This is a genomic window from Cryobacterium tagatosivorans (genome assembly GCF_004402215.1).
Lineage (GTDB): Bacteria > Actinomycetota > Actinomycetes > Actinomycetales > Microbacteriaceae > Cryobacterium > Cryobacterium tagatosivorans.
In genome coordinates this window covers 1-16574 of the sequence record NZ_SOEZ01000010.1, presented here as the reverse complement: position 1 = coordinate 16574, position 16574 = coordinate 1, and the positions used below count along the sequence as shown (strand labels likewise).

The following is a 16574-nucleotide window of genomic DNA, read 5'->3' as shown; positions in this document are numbered from 1 at the left end:
GAGGTCAGCGGATCTGCTGCTGTTTCGCCACCACCGGCAGCAGGAGCAGCAGGCCCAGGAGCAGCACGAGCACGATGCCCAGGATCCCCCAGTAGGTCTCGCCGAAGATCGTCACCATCAGCGCGAATGCGGTGGGGGCGAGGAAACTCGCCGCGCGCCCGGTCGTCGCGTACAGGCCGAAGACCTCACCCTCGCGTCCGGCCGGGATCAGCCGGGCGAGGAACGTGCGGCTCGCCGACTGGGCCGGTCCGACGAAGAGGCAGAGGGCCAGGCCCGCGGTCCAGAACACGATCTGCCCGCCGTCGTGCAGGAAGAAGACAAGCCCGCCGCAGATGATCAGACCGATGAGGGCCGTCATGATGATCGGCTTCGCGCCGAGCCGGTCGTCGAGCGCGCCCACGCTCATGGTCGCGATTCCGGCGACGACGTTCGCCGCGATGGCGAAGATGATCACCTCGCCGGCGGAGAACCCGAAGACGGATGCCGCCAGCACGCCCCCGAAGGTGAACACCCCGGCCAGGCCGTCGCGGAAGACCGCACTCGCGATGAGGAAGTACACCGTCTGCCGGCTGGTCCTCCAGAGCCTGGCGATGTCGTGTCCGAGCACGGCGTAGGACCGGAAGAAGCCGACCCGGTCGCGCCGGGCGGCCGGCGGCGAGCGGTATTCGGGCACCCGGAGCAGCACAGGGAGGGCGAAGAGACCGAACCAGGCGGCGGAGATGAGCATCGAGACGCGCACCGCCATCCCGTTCTCACTCGTCACGCCGAACAGGCCCACCTCCGGCTTGATGAAGCCGAAATAGACGATGAGCAGCAGCACGATCCCGCCGAGGTAGCCCATGCCCCAGCCGAAGCCGCTCACCTTGCCGATCGTCCGAGGAGTCGAGACCTGGGCGAGCATGGCGTTGTAGTTGACCCCGGCGAACTCGAAGAACACGTTCCCGGCCGCGACGAGGAACAGCCCGAGCAGGAGGAAGGCGGGCGATGCCTCGACGAAGAACATGGCGGCGGTCAGCGCGACCACGATGAACGTGTTCACCCCGAGCCAGAACTTGCGCCGGCCCGAGGTGTCCGAGCGCTGCCCGGTGACCGGGGCGAGCACGGCGATCAGGAACCCGGCGATGGCCAGGGCCCAGCCGAGCTGGGCCGAGATCACATCCTTGTCGCCGAACGCCGAACCGGTGATGTAGACGGTGAAGACGAAGGTGGTGACCACCGCGTTGAAGGCGGCGGATCCCCAGTCCCAGAAGGCCCAGGCAACCACGTGTCCCCGCGCGGGCACGGGGTGGGCGTCGTTGTCGGCGATGACAAATGGCTCGGTCATGCGATCAGGCTACTGGCTGGGTCGCCGATCAGCCGTACAGCTCGGCGACGAGTTCGGCGAACACCTCCTGGGCGTCGCAGGGGACCCTTCGGCGGGTGAACCCTGGTTACGGCGCGGTCGTGAAGACGACGTCCACCCAGTAGTTGGTGCCCCGGTAGCTGGACGTGGGGAACCCGGAGGTCGTCCCGTAGCGGTAGATCCCGTTGGGCCCGTCGGTGCCGCTGGCGAGTCCCTGGAGCGGCGGGCTGTTGGCCGCGGTGTTGAAGAAGTTGGCGGTGGCCGAATAGCGCCCGGCGGGTGCGAAGTAGGAGACGACGTAGGTCGTATTGGCACTGATGCTCACGGGCGCGGAGAGGGTGGCCTGCTGCCAGCCGGAGGCGGTTTCACCGGTGAAGGTGACCGTCGCGAGCAGGGTGCCGGTCGATGACCACAGGTGCCCGGTGTGGGCGCCGGTGTTCTGGCTGCCCTTGTAGAAGCGGATGCCGGTGACCGAGCCGGCGACGCTCGATCGGAACTTCATCCCCAGCTCCACGGCGCGCGGGTCGTTTTCGGTGATGGTCGCCGGCACCGCGCTCGCGCTGAAGACGCTGCACGGGCAGGCGCCGGTGGCGGTCGTTGTGAAGCTCCAGGTGCGCGGCGCCTCCATGGCCTGGCCGCTCGAATTGGTCGCGCCGCTGACTGTGGCGGTGTAGGTGGTGTTGTTCGCGAGGGCCGCGGCGGGGGTGAACGTGACCCGATCCGTCGCGGCGTCGTAGGCGGTCGTCCCGGTGACGCTGGCGCCGGCGGCGGTCTTCAGCGTGAAGCCGATCGAGGCGGGGGTCACCGCCTGGTCGAAGGTCGCCCAGGGCGCGGTGCTCACCGCCACGCCGGTCGCTCCGGCCGCCGGGGCGGTCGCGGTGACGACCGGCGCTGCCGGGGGCGCAGTCGTGACGACGACATCCACCCAGTAGTTGGCGTCGCGGAAGCTCGAGTCGGGGAATGCCGGGGCGCCGTAGACGTAGATGCCGTTGGGTCCGTCGGTGCCGCTGGCCAGTCCCTGCAGGGGCGGGCTGTTGGCCGCGGTCGTGAAGAAGTTGCTGGTGGCCGAGTAGCGCCCGTTGGGTGCGTGGTAGGAGACCACGTAGGTGGTGTTGGCGCTGATGTTCACGGGAGTGGAGAGATTGGCCTGCTGCCAGCCCGAGGCGGTCTCGCCGGTGAAGGTGACCGAGGCGAGCAGGGTCCCGGCCGAGGTCCAGAGGTGCCCAGTGTGGGTTCCGGTGTTCTCGGCGCCCTTGTAGAAGCGGATGCCGGTGACCGTCGCGGCGACGCTCGACCGGAACTTCATCCCCAGCTCCACGGCCGCGGAGTCGTTGTCGCTGAGGGTGGCCGGAACGTCACTGGGGCTGAACACGCTGCACGGGCACTCGCCGACGGCCGCGGTGGTGAAGCTCCAGGTTCGAGGGGCGGTCATGGCCTGGCCGGTCGCGTTCACGGCGCCGCTGACCGTGGCCGTGTAGCTCGTGCTGTTGGCGAGGGCGCTCGCCGGGGTGAAGGTCACCGTGTTGGTGGTCCCNGGCGCCGCTGACCGTGGCCGTGTAGCTCGTGCTGTTGGCGAGGGCGCTCGCCGGGGTGAAGGTCACCGTGTTGGTGGTCCCGCTGTAACCCGTCGATCCGCTGACGGCGACGCCCGCGGCGTCCTTGAGGGTGAAGGTGATCGAGGACGCAGTCACCGCCTGGTCGAAGGTCGCCGACGGTGCGGTGCCCACCGCCACGCCGGTGGCGCCGGCCGTCGGGGTCGTCGACGTCACCGTCGGGGCGGCGGGGGCGGCCGCGGTGGTGAAGGTCCAGGTCTTCGGGGTCGTCATGGACTGGCCGGTGGAATTGGTGGCGCCGCTGACGGTGGCGGTGTAGCCGGTGCTGTACGCCAGGGCGGCGGCCGGGGTGAAGGTCACCGTGTTGGTGGCGCCGGTGTAGCCCGTCGTTCCGGCGACCGCGGCGCCCGCGGCATCCTTGAGGGCGAAGGTGATCGAGGACGCAGTCACCGCCTGGTCGAAGGTCGCCGACGGCGTGGTGCCCGCGGCCACCCCGGTGGCGCCGGCCGCCGGGGTCGTCGAGGTCACCGTCGGGGCGGCGGGCGCGGCCGCGGTGGTGAAGGTCCAGGTCTTCGGCGCGGCCATGGCCTGGCCGCTCGTATTCGCGGCGCCGCTGACGGTGGCCGTGTAGCTCGTCGCGTAGGCGAGGGCCGCGGTGGGGGTGAAGGTGGCCTTGTTGGTGATGCTGCTGTAGCTCGTCGTTCCGGCGACGGATACGCCCGCGGCATCCTTGAGCGTGAAGGCGATCGAGGCCGGGGTCACCGCCTGGTCGAACGTTGCCGACGGCGCCGTGTCGAGGGCGACGCCGGTGGCTCCGGCGACGGGGGTGGTCGCGGTGACCACGGGCGCGGTGGTGGCCTTCAGGAAGACGACGTCGACCCAGTAGTTGGTTGCGTTGTAGCTCGAGGTCGGGAAGGTCGCCGTCCCGTAGTTGTACACCCCGTTGGGACCGTCGGTGCCGCTGGCGAGGCCGTGCAGGGGCGCGTTGTCGGCCGCGCCGGCGAAGTAGTTGCCGTTGGCGGAGTAGTACCCGTTGGGGGCGAAGTAGGAGACGACATAGGTGGTGCCCGCGCTGATCGCAACCGGCGTGGCGAGGCTCGCCTGCTGCCAGCCGGAAGCGGTTTCGCCGGTGAAGGTCACCGCGGCCAGCAGGGCGCCGGTCGACGTCCAGAGGTGCCCGGTGTGGGTGCCGATGTTCTGGCTTCCCTTGTAGAAGCGGATGCCGGTGACCGTGCCCGCCACGTCGGTCCGGAACTTCATCCCCAGCTCAACGGCGGCGGAGTCGTTCTCGGTGATGGTCGCCGGAACGGCGCTCGGGCTGAACACGCTGCACGGGCAGGCGCCGGCCGCGGCGGTCGTGAAGGTCCACGTGCGCGGCGTCGTCATGGTCTGGCCGGTGACATTCGTGGCGCCGCTGACCGACGCGGTGTAGCTGGTGCTGTTGGCCAGGGGGACGATTGGGGTGAAGCGAACGGTGTCGCTGCCTGTGTCGTAGCTGGTCGCCCCGCCGACGGAGTTGTTGCCGGCGTCGGTGAGGGTGAACGTGATCGACGACGGCGTCACCGGCTGGTCGAACGTGGCCGTGGGCGCGACGCTGACGGCCACGCCCGTGGCACCGGCCGCGGGGCTGGTGGACGTGACCGTGGGCACGGTCGGGGTCGCCGCGGTGGTGAATGACCAGGTGGCCGGGGCGGTCATCGTCTTTCCGGCGGAGGTCGTGGCTCCGCTGACCGTGGAGGTGTACCCGGTGCTGTACGCCAGGGCGGTCGCCGGGGTGAAGGTGACCCGGTTGTTCGTGGCGTTGTAGCCGGTCGTTCCGGCGACGGCGGTGCCCGCGGCGTCCTTGAGGGTGAACGTGATCGAGGAGGGGGTCACCGGCTGGTCGAAGGTCGCCGTCGGCATGGTGCTCACGGGCATCCCGGTGGCACCGTTCGCCGGCGTGGTCGAGGTGACCACGGGGGCGGTGGACGTGCCGGCCGAGTAGATGACGTCGACCCAGTAGTTCTCCGCGCCGAAGCTGTTCGTCGGGAAGGAGCTCGTGCCGGAGTAGTTGTAGAGCCCGTTGCCCTGCGCCGGGGTGCTGCGGGTCGCATGGAGCGGGGCGCTGTCGACCGACGCGTTTCCGGCCGGCATGGGGGAAGGGTGCGGGTACAGGTAGCCGGACGCCTGCGCGTAGTGCCCGAGGGGCGCGAAGTAGGACACGACGTAGCTCGTGTTCGCGGCGATGGCGACCGGGGTGGAGAAGGTGACCGATTGCCACCCGGACGTGGTCTCACCCGTGAAATTCGCGGTCGCCAGCCGCTGCCCGGTGGACGACCACAGGCTCCCGGAATGCGTGCCCTTGTTGTTCGTCGACTTGTAGAACCGCACCCCGGTCACGGTCCCTGGCGTGTCGGAGGTGAATCTGAGGCCGAGCTCCACGCTGCCGGTATCGCCAGAGTCGGCGACATCCGGGATCACGTTGGGCCCGAAAATCGAGCAGGGGCAGGTGATGGTCACCGTGGCGCCGGCGGACGGGGTCTCCAGGTTGCCGCTGTCGTCGACGGCCCGGGTCTTGACGTTCGCGGTGGGGCTGCCGTGGGCGATCCAGCTGAACGTCCAGCTGCCCTTCCCGGTGGCCGGGCGCCAGGTCGCGCCCGCGTCGGTGGAGACCTCGACGCCAGCGACGACCCCGCCTGTGTCGGCTGCCGTGCCGGTGATGGTGATTTTCGCGCCGTCGGCGATGGTCTGGCCGCCGAGGCCCGACGTGATCACGGACGAGGGGGCCGTCGTGTCCGTTGATTTCGTGGCCGCCACCAGCCCCGTCATCAGGGTGGCCGGCTGGGCCCCCATGTCCGCGAACAGGTTCACGGTGGCCTGCTGCATGTTGCGGTCCGGGGCCCCGCGGTCCGGGTAGCTGTCGAGGCCGTACGACCACTGCACCGTGCCGGCCCCGAAGACGAGGGCGCCGCTCGGCGCGCGGTACATGGTGAGGTTATGCGTCACCGTGGCGGGCGCGACACTGGTCCCGTAGTCGGTGAAGACCTCGGGCGCGGCGAGCGTGGTTGACGACAATCGGAAGGCCCCCGCTGGTCGGAAGCCGTTGTCCGAATCGACGTCCCACTCGTAGCCGAGGGTGTCCAGCCCCGAACCCAGGGTGAGGGACTGGGTTCCGGTCAGCGCCGCGGCGGCGGTGTTGCGCCACAGCCGCATCGCCGCGTATTCGGCCGGAACCTTGATGTCGGTCGACCCCGCATTGACCAGGAAGAACTGGCCGGTCAGCGCGTTCTCGGGATTCCCGCCGCCGCCGGAGGTGCCGTACCGCGGGTCGCGCCAGGTGCCTGTCCACGCCACTGGGTCGGTCGGGGCGTTGAAGTGCGTGTCCTTGTAGCAGACGATCGTGCGGCCCGGCGTGGACGAGCCATCGGAGCTGGCCGTCCACCGGGTTTTCCAGAAGATCTCATTCCCGCTGAAGAACGCGAGGTTGACCCCGGCGTCCCTGGCCGCTTCGACGTTGGCTCGTTGGGAGGCGTCCCAGTACTCGTCGTGGCCGGTGGACATGAAGACCTTGTGATTGAGCAGCAGCGAGCCGCGGGTGGACGTGTCCACGCCGGCCTGGTAGGTCACGTCGTAGCCGTTGGCCTCCATGAAGCGGATCATCGGCATTTCGGCATCCATGAGCCAGTTGGGCCCTTGCGCGTCCGGGTTGAACGGCCGGTTGTAGGACACGGCGAAGGCGGCCTTGTACCCCTGCGGCTCGCCCGGGGGACAGGCGACCGTGCAGCGGTAAAGGCTGTTGCCGCCGTAGTTGTTATAGGCCTGCCAGGTCGTGTCCGAGGTCTGGAAGACGATGCTGCTCGTGCTGGCGTCGTTGCGGACGACGAAGGGGATCAGGCTGCTGCCGCCGTTGTCATTGCGGATGAGGTGCGCGATGTAGACGCCGGAGACCGCGGCGGCAGGCACATTCCAGGTCGCCGACTGGGCCCAGTTTCCGCAGTCGATCAGGCCGGTGGCGGAGAAGGTGAGGCAGGCGGGCTGGCTCTGCGGCAGGGAAGCGGAGGGGAGAAGCCCGGCGGCGACCTTGCGTGCGCCGTTCCCCTGGTAGTAGCCGAGCCTGAGGATGTCGATGCGGTACGACGAGGCCGGGGTCTTGATCTTGAATCGAACCGGCGAGCCCGCGGCGACACTCATCGACGTGGCGAAGCCCTGGATGCTGGTATCGCCCGTGCCGGAGACGTCCCAATCGCTGCGGGGTGTCCCCGGCAGGGTGTTCTCGCAGGCGACGGCGCTGGCCACCGGAGCCGCACAGGGATCGCCGGCGGCCGTGGCGGCCTGGACGGTGAGGACGCTCATCCCGGCGGTCAGGGCCGACGCCAGGAGGGCGGGGATGACGAACCAGAAGGCAAGGTTCCGAAGAAACGGCTTGCGGGTCCGGGTCATCTTCTTCTCCACCACGTCGACGAATGATCGATCGAAGCTACGACCGAAGATCGACCCGACGATCCTCAGCGGCGCTATTCACGCAGAACTATAGACCTCGATGGCGATCTTGGCGAGGGCGCGCCCGCGCGGTGTCTGGCGACTCTTCCGGCTCGTCGACTCGCGTCTTTCAAAGTTGAGTCGTTCACACTCAACTTTCAGCTGCGTGGCTTGACAGTCGTTTCGATCGGCGTCACACTTGAGTCTGCAACGCTCAAGTTCGTGAAATCGGGTTGGGCAACATTTACTTTGAAGGAGAACGCACACATGGCTCGTGCAGTAGGCATCGACCTCGGAACCACCAACTCTGTGGTGGCCGTCCTCGAGGGTGGAGAACCCACCGTCATCGCAAACGCCGAAGGATTCCGCACGACCCCGTCAGTGGTCGCCTTCACGAAGGACGGTGAGGTGCTGGTCGGCGAGACCGCCAAGCGCCAGGCCGTCACCAACGTGGACCGCACCATCGCGTCGGTCAAGCGCCACATGGGCACCAACTGGAACGTCGGGATCGACGACAAGAAGTACACGCCGCAGGAAGTGTCTGCCCGCATCCTGGCCAAGCTCAAGCGCGACGCCGAGGCCTACCTGGGCGACACCGTGACGGATGCCGTCATCACCGTCCCCGCCTACTTCAACGACGCCGAGCGCCAGGCCACCAAGGAGGCCGGCGAGATCTCCGGGCTCAACGTGCTCCGTATCATCAACGAGCCCACCGCCGCGGCGCTGGCCTACGGCCTCGACAAGGGCAAGGAAGACGAGCTCATCCTGGTCTTCGACCTCGGAGGTGGAACGTTCGACGTCTCGCTCCTCGAGGTGGGCAAGGACGACGAGTTCTCGACCATCCAGGTGCGCTCGACCGCCGGCGACAACCGCCTCGGCGGCGACGACTGGGACCAGCGCATCGTCGACCACCTGATCAAGAAGTTCAAGGAAACCACCGGCGTCGACGTCTCCAAGGACAAGATCGCCAAGCAGCGCCTCAAGGAAGCAGCGGAGCAGGCCAAGAAGGAGCTGTCCTCGAGCATGTCGACGAGCATCCAGCTGCCCTACCTCTCGCTGACCGAGAACGGCCCGGCCAACCTCGACGAGACGCTCACCCGCGCGCAGTTCGAGAAGATGACCGAGGACCTGCTCGACCGCACGAAGAAGCCGTTCCAGGACGTCATCCGCGAGGCCGGCATCAAGGTGGGCGACATCGCGCACGTCGTGCTCGTCGGCGGATCGACCCGCATGCCCGCCGTCTACGAGCTGGTCAAGGCCGAGACCGGCGGCAAGGACCCGAACAAGGGCGTCAACCCGGACGAGGTCGTCGCCGTGGGCGCGGCCCTCCAGGCCGGCGTGCTGAAGGGCGAGCGCAAGGACGTCCTGCTCATCGACGTCACCCCGCTGAGCCTCGGCATCGAGACCAAGGGCGGCATCATGACGCGCCTCATCGACCGCAACACGGCCATCCCGACCAAGCGCAGCGAGACCTTCACCACGGCCGACGACAACCAGCCGTCCGTGGCGATCCAGGTCTTCCAGGGCGAGCGCGAGTTCACCCGCGACAACAAGAACCTGGGCACCTTCGAGTTGACCGGCATCGCGCCGGCCCCGCGCGGCATCCCGCAGGTCGAGGTCACCTTCGACCTCGACGCCAACGGGATCGTGCACGTGTCCGCCAAGGACAAGGGCACCGGCAAGGAGCAGTCGATGACCATCACCGGCGGCACCGCGCTGGCGAAGGAAGACATCGAGCGCATGGTCCGCGAGGGCGAGGAGCACGCCGCGGAGGACAAGCGCCGCCGCGAAGCCGCCGAGACCCGCAACACCGCCGAGCAGCTCGCCTACTCGATCGAGAAGCTGATCAAGGAGAACGAGGACAAGCTGCCCGAGGACGTCAAGTCCGAGGTCCAGGGCGATGTCGACGCGCTCAAGTCCGCGCTCGTCGGCGACGACGACGACGCCGTGAAGACGGCGTTCGACAAGCTCAACGAGAGCCAGGGCAAGCTGGGCGAGGCCATCTACGCGAAGAGCCAGGCGGATGCCGCTGCCGGCGCCTCCGCCGAGTCCGGCGCCGAACAGCCCGCCCAGGAAAGCTCTGACGAAGACGTTGTCGACGCCGAGGTTGTCGACGACGAGGACGAAGCGAAGAAGTAATGGCAGACGACACGAAGCGTCCCGAGGACGAGCCCGTTTCCGGCGAGGAGAGCGGCCCGGCCGAGGTGGCACCCGAGGGTGCCGCCTCGGCGGCTCCCGCCGACGGGATCGAAGAAGACGAACTGACGGTCCAGGACATCCTGGATGCGGCCGAGCTCGAGATCGCCGAGCCGTCGAGCGAGCATCTGGCCGACCTCAAGCGGGTGACCGCGGAGTACGCCAACTACCGCAAGCGCACCGAGGCGAACCGTGAGATCGAGCGCGAGCGAGTCACCGGGGAGGTTGTCAAGGTACTCATCCCGGTGCTCGACGACCTCGGTCGTGCCGAAAAGCACGGCGACCTGGAGGGCGACACCGCGTTCGCGACGATCGCGGCCAAGCTGCGCGCGAGCGTCGAGCGACTGGGCCTGAAGCCGTTCGGGGCGGTCGGGGATCCGTTCGATCCGACCGTGCACGAGGCGATCTTCCAGCTGCCGAGCCCGGACGTGGACACGGAAACCGTCGGCGACGTCGTCGAGACCGGGTACTACCTCGGCTCGAGCCTGCTGCGCGTGGCGAAGGTCGTCGTTCAGGTACCGAGCGATGGCTAGCCAGGACTGGTTCGATAAGGACTTCTACAAGATCCTCGGAGTCTCCAAGGATGTCTCACCGGCCGAGCTGAAGAAGGCTTACCGGAAGCTCGCCCGCAAGTACCACCCGGATGCGAATCCGGGCAATGCGGCGGCGGAGGCGAAGTTCAAGGAGCTCAGCGAGGCGCATGCCGTCATCGGCGACCCCGAACAGCGCAAGGAGTACGACGCCGTGCGCGCCATGGGTGGTGGAGCTCGCTTCACCGCCCCCGGCGGCGGCGGCCAGGCCGGCGGGTTCGAGGACGTCTTCGGCGGCATGTTCGGCGGCGGTGGCGGCGGCCGGCAGCAGGGCTACAGCTTCCAACAGGGCGGGTTCGACGACATCCTCGGCGGTGTCTTCGGGCGCGGCGGCGGCGGTGGCTTCGGCACCGCCAGCGGCGGATACCGCGGCTACGGCGGTCCGACCAGGGGCCATGACGTGGTCGCCACGGCGACGATCGACTTCATCACCGCGGTACACGGCGACCAGATCACGCTGCAGACGCAGGATGGCCGGCCGATCAAGGTCAAGATTCCCGCGGGCGTGGCCGACGGCCAGAAGATCAAACTGCGCGGCAAGGGCCAGCCCAGCCCCGACGGCGGTGAGCCGGGCGACATCGTGCTCACGATCACGGTGCGCAAGCACCCGGTCTTCGAGCGCGAGGGCCTCAACCTGCGCGTCACGGTGCCGATCACATTCGTCGAGGCGAGCCTCGGCGCCACGATCGAGGTGCCGACGCTCGGCGGCCCCCCGGTCAAGCTGCGCGTCGCCCCCGGCACGCCCAGCGGCCGGGTTCTCCGGGTCAAGGGGCGCGGGGTGACCACGCCCAAGGGCGTCGGCGACCTCCTCGCCGTCGTGCAGGTGGCCGTTCCGTCGCACCTCTCGCATGACGCCCAGGAGAAGCTCGAGGCCTTCGCCGAGGCCCTGCCGAAAGAGAACCCGCGCGACGACCTCCTGGCACGGGCGAAGGGCTGACCATGGACGAGAACACCCGGGTATTCGTGATTTCGATGGCGGCGGAGCTGGCGGGCATGCACCCGCAGACCCTCCGCCAATACGATCGCCTCGGGCTCGTCAGCCCGGGGCGCACGCCCGGGAAGTCCCGCCGCTATTCCATGCGGGACGTGGCCAGGCTGCGGGAGGTCGCCCAATTGGGCGCCCAGGGAGTGAGCCTGGAGGGCATCCGGCGCATTCTCGAGCTCGAAGACCACGTGCGCGGACTCGAGTCGCGCCTGCGCGAACTCGAGTCGGCCCTGGCCGATGAGATGCTCAACCGACCGGGCCGCCGCGTCTTCGCGGCCGGCTCGGCCGGCGAGGTCACCTCGATGCGGGCCGGGACGCGCCAGCGCCGCTCGAACCAGGTCGTCATCTGGCGGCCGCTCGAACCGCGCTGACAGCGCTCGATTGCGGACAACGCACCTTCAATTCGCTCGCGAAGGTACTTTGTCCGCAGTTCAAACCTGGCGACCGTGGGGAAGTTGCCCCGGCGGCCCGGCCACCCCGGCCCGGCTACCCTGAGGGGATGCCCGACTTCTCCTTCGACCGCCTGCGGCGCTACCCGGATGTCGAGGCCGAGAACCTCTTCGCGGTCGACGCGAGCGACCGGCTGATCCTCGACGAGGCGGCCGCGGCCCTGGCGGCTGCGGGTCCCGGCGAGGTCGTCGTGCTCGAGGACCACTACGGGGCGCTCACCCTCGGTGCTGCGGCGCTGCACGGTGCGCGGGGCATCCGGACCCACCAGGACGGTCTCTCCGGCGAGGAGGCGCTCGCCCGCAACGCGGCCGAGGCCGGGTTGGCCCAGGCCTGCCGATCGCTGCCGCTCGGCGAGGAGCTCCTGGCCGGGGCGCGGGTCGTGCTGCTGCAACTGCCCCGCAGCCTGTCGGCGCTCGACGAACTGGCCGACGCCGTGCGGCGGTTCGCGGCGCCGGACGTGCGTGTGTTCGCGGGCGGCCGGATCAAACACATGACCATCGCGATGAACGAGGTCCTCGCCCGCCATTTCGGCGAGCTGCGGGTGTCGCCGGCCCGCCAGAAGTCCCGCGTGCTGGTCGCCTCGCAGCCGTTGCCGCCGACCGACGCGCCGGCCTGGCCGCGGGTGGCGCGGCATGACGAGCTGGCGCTGACGGTCTGCGCACACGGGGCGGCCTTCGCGGGCACCACGATCGACATCGGCACCCGGTACCTCCTCGAGTTCCTCGACCGGATGAAACCGGATGCCGAGGAGGCCATCGACCTCGGCTGCGGCACCGGCGTGCTCGCGGCATCCCTCGCCCGGCGCCGTCCGGGGCTGCGGCTGATCGCCACCGACCAGTCGGCCGCGGCCGTCGCGTCCGCCCGCGCCACGATGGAGGCCAACGGCCTGGCCGACCGGGTGAGCGTCCTGCGCGACGACGCGCTCGGGAGCCGGCCCGATGCCTCGGCCGAGCTCATCCTGCTGAACCCGCCCTTCCACATCGGCTCGTCGGTGCACGCCGGCATCGCGCTGAAGCTCTTCGAGGATGCCGCGCGTGTGCTCCGGCCCGGCGGGGAGCTGTGGACCGTGTGGAACACCCACCTCGGCTACCGCCCGGCGCTCACCCGCATCGTCGGCCCGACCCACCAGGTCGGCCGCAACGCCAAGTTCACCGTGACCGTCTCCACCCGCCGCTGACTTACCCCCGCGAAACCGCAGTTGTGCGCCTTATTCGGGGGTTTTAGCGCGCACAACTGCGGTTTCGCGGGGGTGGAGGAGCTCGCCGTTGAGCACGTCGAGACGCCAGCCGTCGGCGTGGTGCCGCACGAGTGTGAGCGCGGCGTTGTCGATGCTGCCCACCTCCCGGTCGAGCGCCCGCGCGAGGGCCAGCCGGATGAGCGTGCCGTGCGTGACGATGATGATCCGCGCCCCGGGGTGCTCCCGGGCGAGCAGCTCCAGGCTGTCGATTCCGCGGCCGGCGACGTCGGCCTCGCTCTCCGCGCCGTGGAAGCCGCCCGGGAAGCGGAGCGCCTCGAGCTCGTCGCCCGCGCGGAGCCCCTCGGCCGGGCCGTAATCACGCTCCACCAGCCCCGGGATGCGCCGGGTCACGGCGAGCTCGAGGCCGGCGGCGATGAGGTCGGCCGTCTCGGCGGCGCGGGAGAGCGGCGAAGAGACGAGGAAGTCCCAGTCGTAGCCGGACAGGGCGGTGACGGCATCCGTTGCCTGCCCCCGGCCGGTGTCGTTCAGCGGGATGTCGGTCGCGCCCTGGATTCGCTGCTGGGCGTTCCAGTCGGTCTGGCCGTGGCGGATGAGGGCAAAGGTCGTGGTGGGGCTCACCTGACCATTGTGCCGTGGTCGGCTGAGCGGTCGCCCAGTGTGACCCCGGGCTCCGGGGCACTCCGGGCCCCCGGGCGCTCAGGGCTCCCGGCGCTCAGGCCAGGAGCTCGCGGATGTCGGCCGCCGTGAGCGCCGTGCCCTGCGCGGCGCCGGTGGTCATCACGCTGTCGAACAGCCGGGCCTTGGCGGCCTTGAGCGCCATCACCTTCTCCTCGATCGTGTCCTTGGAGACCAGCCGGTAGACCATCACCTTCTTGCTCTGGCCGATCCGGTGCACGCGGTCGACCGCCTGCGCCTCGGTCGCCGGGTTCCACCAGGGGTCGAGCAGGATCACGTAGTCGGCCTCGGTCAGGTTGAGGCCGAACCCACCGGCCTTGAGGCTGATCAGGAACACCGAGGCGTCGCCCTCCTTGAAGTCGGCGATCGCCCGCGCCCGGTTGCGCGTCTTGCCGTCGAGGTACGCGTAGGTGATCCCCGCGGCGTCCAGGCGGTCGCGGGCCTTGCCGAGGTACTGGGTGAACTGGCTGAAGATGAGGGTGCGGTGCCCCTCGGCAACGGTGTCGGCGAGCAGTTCGAGCAGCGCGTCGAGCTTGGTCGACGGGATCCCCTCGTAGGCCGGGTCGTACAGGCTGGCGTCGAGGCTGAGCTGGCGCAGCATGGTCAGCGACCGGAAGATCTCGAACCGGTTCGCGCCCAGGTCCCCGATCAGCCCGAGCACCTTCTGCCGCTCGCGCTGCAGGTGCGTTTCGTAGACCTTGCGGTGCTTCGGATGCAGTTCCAGCTCGAGCACCTGCTCCTGCTTGGCCGGCAGGTCCCGGGCCACCTCGTCCTTCGTGCGGCGCAGCATGAACGGGCGGATGCGCCGGCGGAGCTGGGCGAGCCGGTCCCCGTCGGACTCCTTCTCAATCGGTTTCCGGTAGTACTCGGCGAACCGGCTCGGGCTCGGGAACAGGCCGGGGGCGGTGATCGAGAGCAGCGACCAGAACTCCATCAGGTTGTTCTCGAGCGGCGTGCCGGTGATCGCCAGCTTGAACGGCGTCGACAGGCGGCGGGCGCACTGGTGCGCCCGGGACTGGTGGTTCTTGACGAACTGCGCCTCGTCCAGCAGCAGCCCGGCCCACTCCCGGGCGTTGTACTCCTCGAAGTCCAGCCGGAACAGCGTGTACGAGGTGATCACGACATCCGCGCCGGCGATCACGTCGGCCAGGGCGGTCGCCCGCTTGCGGGACGTTTCGGTGATCGTCGCCACCGCCAGCCCCGGCGCGAACCTGGCGCACTCGGCGGACCAGTTCGGCACCACGCTGGTCGGCGCGACGACGAGGAACGGGCGACGGGCGCCCGGCGAGCCCGCCCGGTCGTGCTGCTCGCGGGCCCGGGCGATCAGGGCGATCGCCTGCAGCGTCTTGCCGAGCCCCATGTCGTCGGCGAGGATGCCGCCCAGCTGGTGGTCGTAGAGGAAGCTCAGCCAGTCGTAGCCGGCCTGCTGGTAGCCGCGCAGGGTGGCGTGGACGCCGTCCGGCAGCGGGCATTCGGGCAGCGCCGTCGCATCCGCCGAGACCGTGGCGGCCAGGCCGGCCATGGTCTCGCGCCAGGCGGCGGCCTGGCCGGCGACGACGCCGAGCAGCTGCAGCTCGTCCCAGAGATCCACCTGGAACCGGCTGATGCCGAGTGCCGTCCCGCCGGGTTCCTGGAGTGCGCGGGCCTCCTCGATCAGGCGGCGCAGCTGGTGCAGCTCGGGGCGGTCGAGGCTGAAGTACGTGCCGCTCCGCAGGATCATCACGTCCCGGTCCGCGGCCAGGGCGCGGAAGAGCGCGTCGAACGGGATGTTCTCGCCGTCGATGCTGACCGTCACGGCGAGGTCGAACCAGTCGCGGCTGTCGGCACGGTCGGTCGTGGCCAGGCTGATCACCGGCGCCTGCTCCGCCGCCCGGTAGTCGGGGGCGTCGCCGGTCACCAGGGCGACCACGTCGCCGGAGCGGGTGAGTTCGGGCACCGCGGCCAGGAAGGCGATCATCGCGCCCCCGGCCAGGCCGGCCGACGCGGTCAGCCGGGGCGCGCCGCGGTGCTGGGGGGCGATGGTGGGGAAACGGGCGAGCACGGGCCCGAGCGCCCCGAGGATGTCCGCCTCGCGGCTGTCGTCGCGGAAGGCGGTGTCGCCCGGCCACGGCCAGAGGGCACGCCGGGTGCCCGCCGCTGCCGCCGGCGCCTCGCCCGGGGCCAGGTAGCGCCACTCCCAGCGCACGGCGATGCGCGGGCCGGCCGCCGTCTCGTTGGAGTGCGTGATCCCCAGCGCGAGCACGGGGCGGGGGATGTCGGGCAGGTCGAACGAGCCGTCGCGGCTGGTAGCCGCGCCCTGCCGGCGCAGGAAGGGGTAGACCTCCGTGAGGAAGGCACCCTCGTCGCCGGGCCGCACGAGGAGCGCGTCCGCGTTCTCGGCCAGGGCGCGCAGCTGGGCGCTGACCGGGTGGGCGAGCTGGGCGAGGGTGAGCCGGATGTCCGCGCCGTGGCCTGCTTCGGCGCCGGGCTCGTCCCAGGCGAAGAGCCCGTGGGCGGGGTCGCCGAGGAATCCGAGGCTCCGTCGATCGAGTCGGTGGCCGGCCAGGGTGATGGTCGGCGTGAGCGTGAGCCCGGCGTCGCCGCGCCGGATGTCGACCTCCAGCGTGGCCGGCGCCGCCGACAGCACGACGGGGTCCTGCGCCGGGTTCGCGTAGACGAGGGGCAGCCGGGCGCCCTGGGCAGTGTCGAGGATCTCCCACAGGCTCTCGCTCGCGACCTCGTCGACGTGCAACCAGTTGTCGGCCTGGACGCGGTGGCCCCGGCCCGCGGCGGACAGCGCGCGCAGCGAGGTCAGGATCGCGACGTGTGTTGCATCCAGGGAGTCGAGGGAGTAGATCAGGTTGTCCCAGGTGAGGCCGCCGCGGATCCACGAGCCGCCCGGGCCCATCACCATCGGGCGGATGCCCAGCCGCCGTGCCGGACGCGTGCGCCCGGCCGTGTACCAGCCGGCGCCCAGGGGGGCGAGGACCTCGAATTGCAGGGCGAGGGCCGCGCGGGCACGCACGGCGGAGCCGGAGTGCGGGGACGGCGCCCAGGCGGGCCGGTCCCAGGGCTCGAAGGTCGGCATACGGCCCGCGCCGAGCCGGCGCGCGCCGAGCTTGCCCGCGCCGCCCGGAGCAGCGGCGCC

Annotated in this window: 9 protein-coding genes and 1 pseudogene; 5 read left to right on the top strand and 5 right to left on the bottom strand. The window is 70.1% G+C overall.

Annotated features, from left to right (window positions below; translation table 11 throughout):
• Positions 1–4 precede the first annotated feature (4 nt).
• The 3 genes and pseudogenes from E3O23_RS01750 to E3O23_RS18650 form a co-directional block, all read right to left on the bottom strand.
• Positions 5–1324 carry an MFS transporter gene (locus E3O23_RS01750; RefSeq protein WP_134487402.1) on the bottom strand — a complete coding sequence of 440 codons (1320 nt, stop codon included), beginning with the start codon at positions 1322–1324 and terminating at the stop codon, positions 5–7.
• Positions 1325–1430: 106 nt separating this feature from the next.
• A complete protein-coding gene (locus E3O23_RS18755) occupies positions 1431–2861 on the bottom strand; it encodes a DUF4082 domain-containing protein (RefSeq protein WP_134487399.1) in 1431 nt (476 codons plus the stop codon).
• Positions 2862–3018: 157 nt separating this feature from the next.
• A pseudogene (locus E3O23_RS18650) lies at positions 3019–7065 on the bottom strand (DUF4082 domain-containing protein); the annotation flags it as partial.
• A gap of 555 nt (positions 7066–7620) precedes the next feature.
• On the opposite strand from E3O23_RS18650, the gene dnaK reads away from it, so the two are divergent.
• The 5 genes from dnaK (at position 7621) to E3O23_RS01715 (ending at position 12751) form a co-directional block, all read left to right on the top strand.
• Positions 7621–9492, top strand: a complete 1872-nt coding sequence (gene dnaK, locus E3O23_RS01735) for a molecular chaperone DnaK (RefSeq protein ID WP_134487393.1) — start codon at positions 7621–7623, stop codon at positions 9490–9492.
• Positions 9492–10082 (top strand): nucleotide exchange factor GrpE, encoded by a 591-nt coding sequence (locus E3O23_RS01730; protein ID WP_134487390.1) that lies wholly within the window; start codon positions 9492–9494, stop codon positions 10080–10082. The genes dnaK and E3O23_RS01730 overlap by 1 nt, the downstream gene beginning before the upstream one ends.
• Positions 10075–11076 carry a DnaJ C-terminal domain-containing protein gene (locus E3O23_RS01725; RefSeq protein WP_134487387.1) on the top strand — a complete coding sequence of 334 codons (1002 nt, stop codon included), beginning with the start codon at positions 10075–10077 and terminating at the stop codon, positions 11074–11076. The genes E3O23_RS01730 and E3O23_RS01725 overlap by 8 nt, the downstream gene beginning before the upstream one ends.
• A 2-nt stretch (positions 11077–11078) precedes the next feature.
• Positions 11079–11495, top strand: coding sequence for a heat shock protein transcriptional repressor HspR (locus E3O23_RS01720; protein ID WP_134487384.1), 417 nt, complete (start codon positions 11079–11081; stop codon positions 11493–11495).
• Positions 11496–11623: 128 nt separating this feature from the next.
• On the top strand, positions 11624–12751 hold the full coding sequence (locus tag E3O23_RS01715) for a class I SAM-dependent methyltransferase (RefSeq protein WP_134487381.1): 1128 nt from the start codon (positions 11624–11626) through the stop codon (positions 12749–12751).
• Between the two features lie 30 nt (positions 12752–12781).
• On the opposite strand, the gene E3O23_RS01710 is transcribed toward E3O23_RS01715, so the two are convergent.
• Complete coding sequence (locus tag E3O23_RS01710; RefSeq protein WP_134487379.1) at positions 12782–13390, bottom strand: histidine phosphatase family protein; 609 nt, start codon at positions 13388–13390, stop codon at positions 12782–12784.
• 94 nt (positions 13391–13484) lie between these two features.
• The coding region (locus tag E3O23_RS01705; RefSeq protein WP_134487377.1) for a DEAD/DEAH box helicase at positions 13485–16574 on the bottom strand (3090 nt) is incomplete at its 5' end.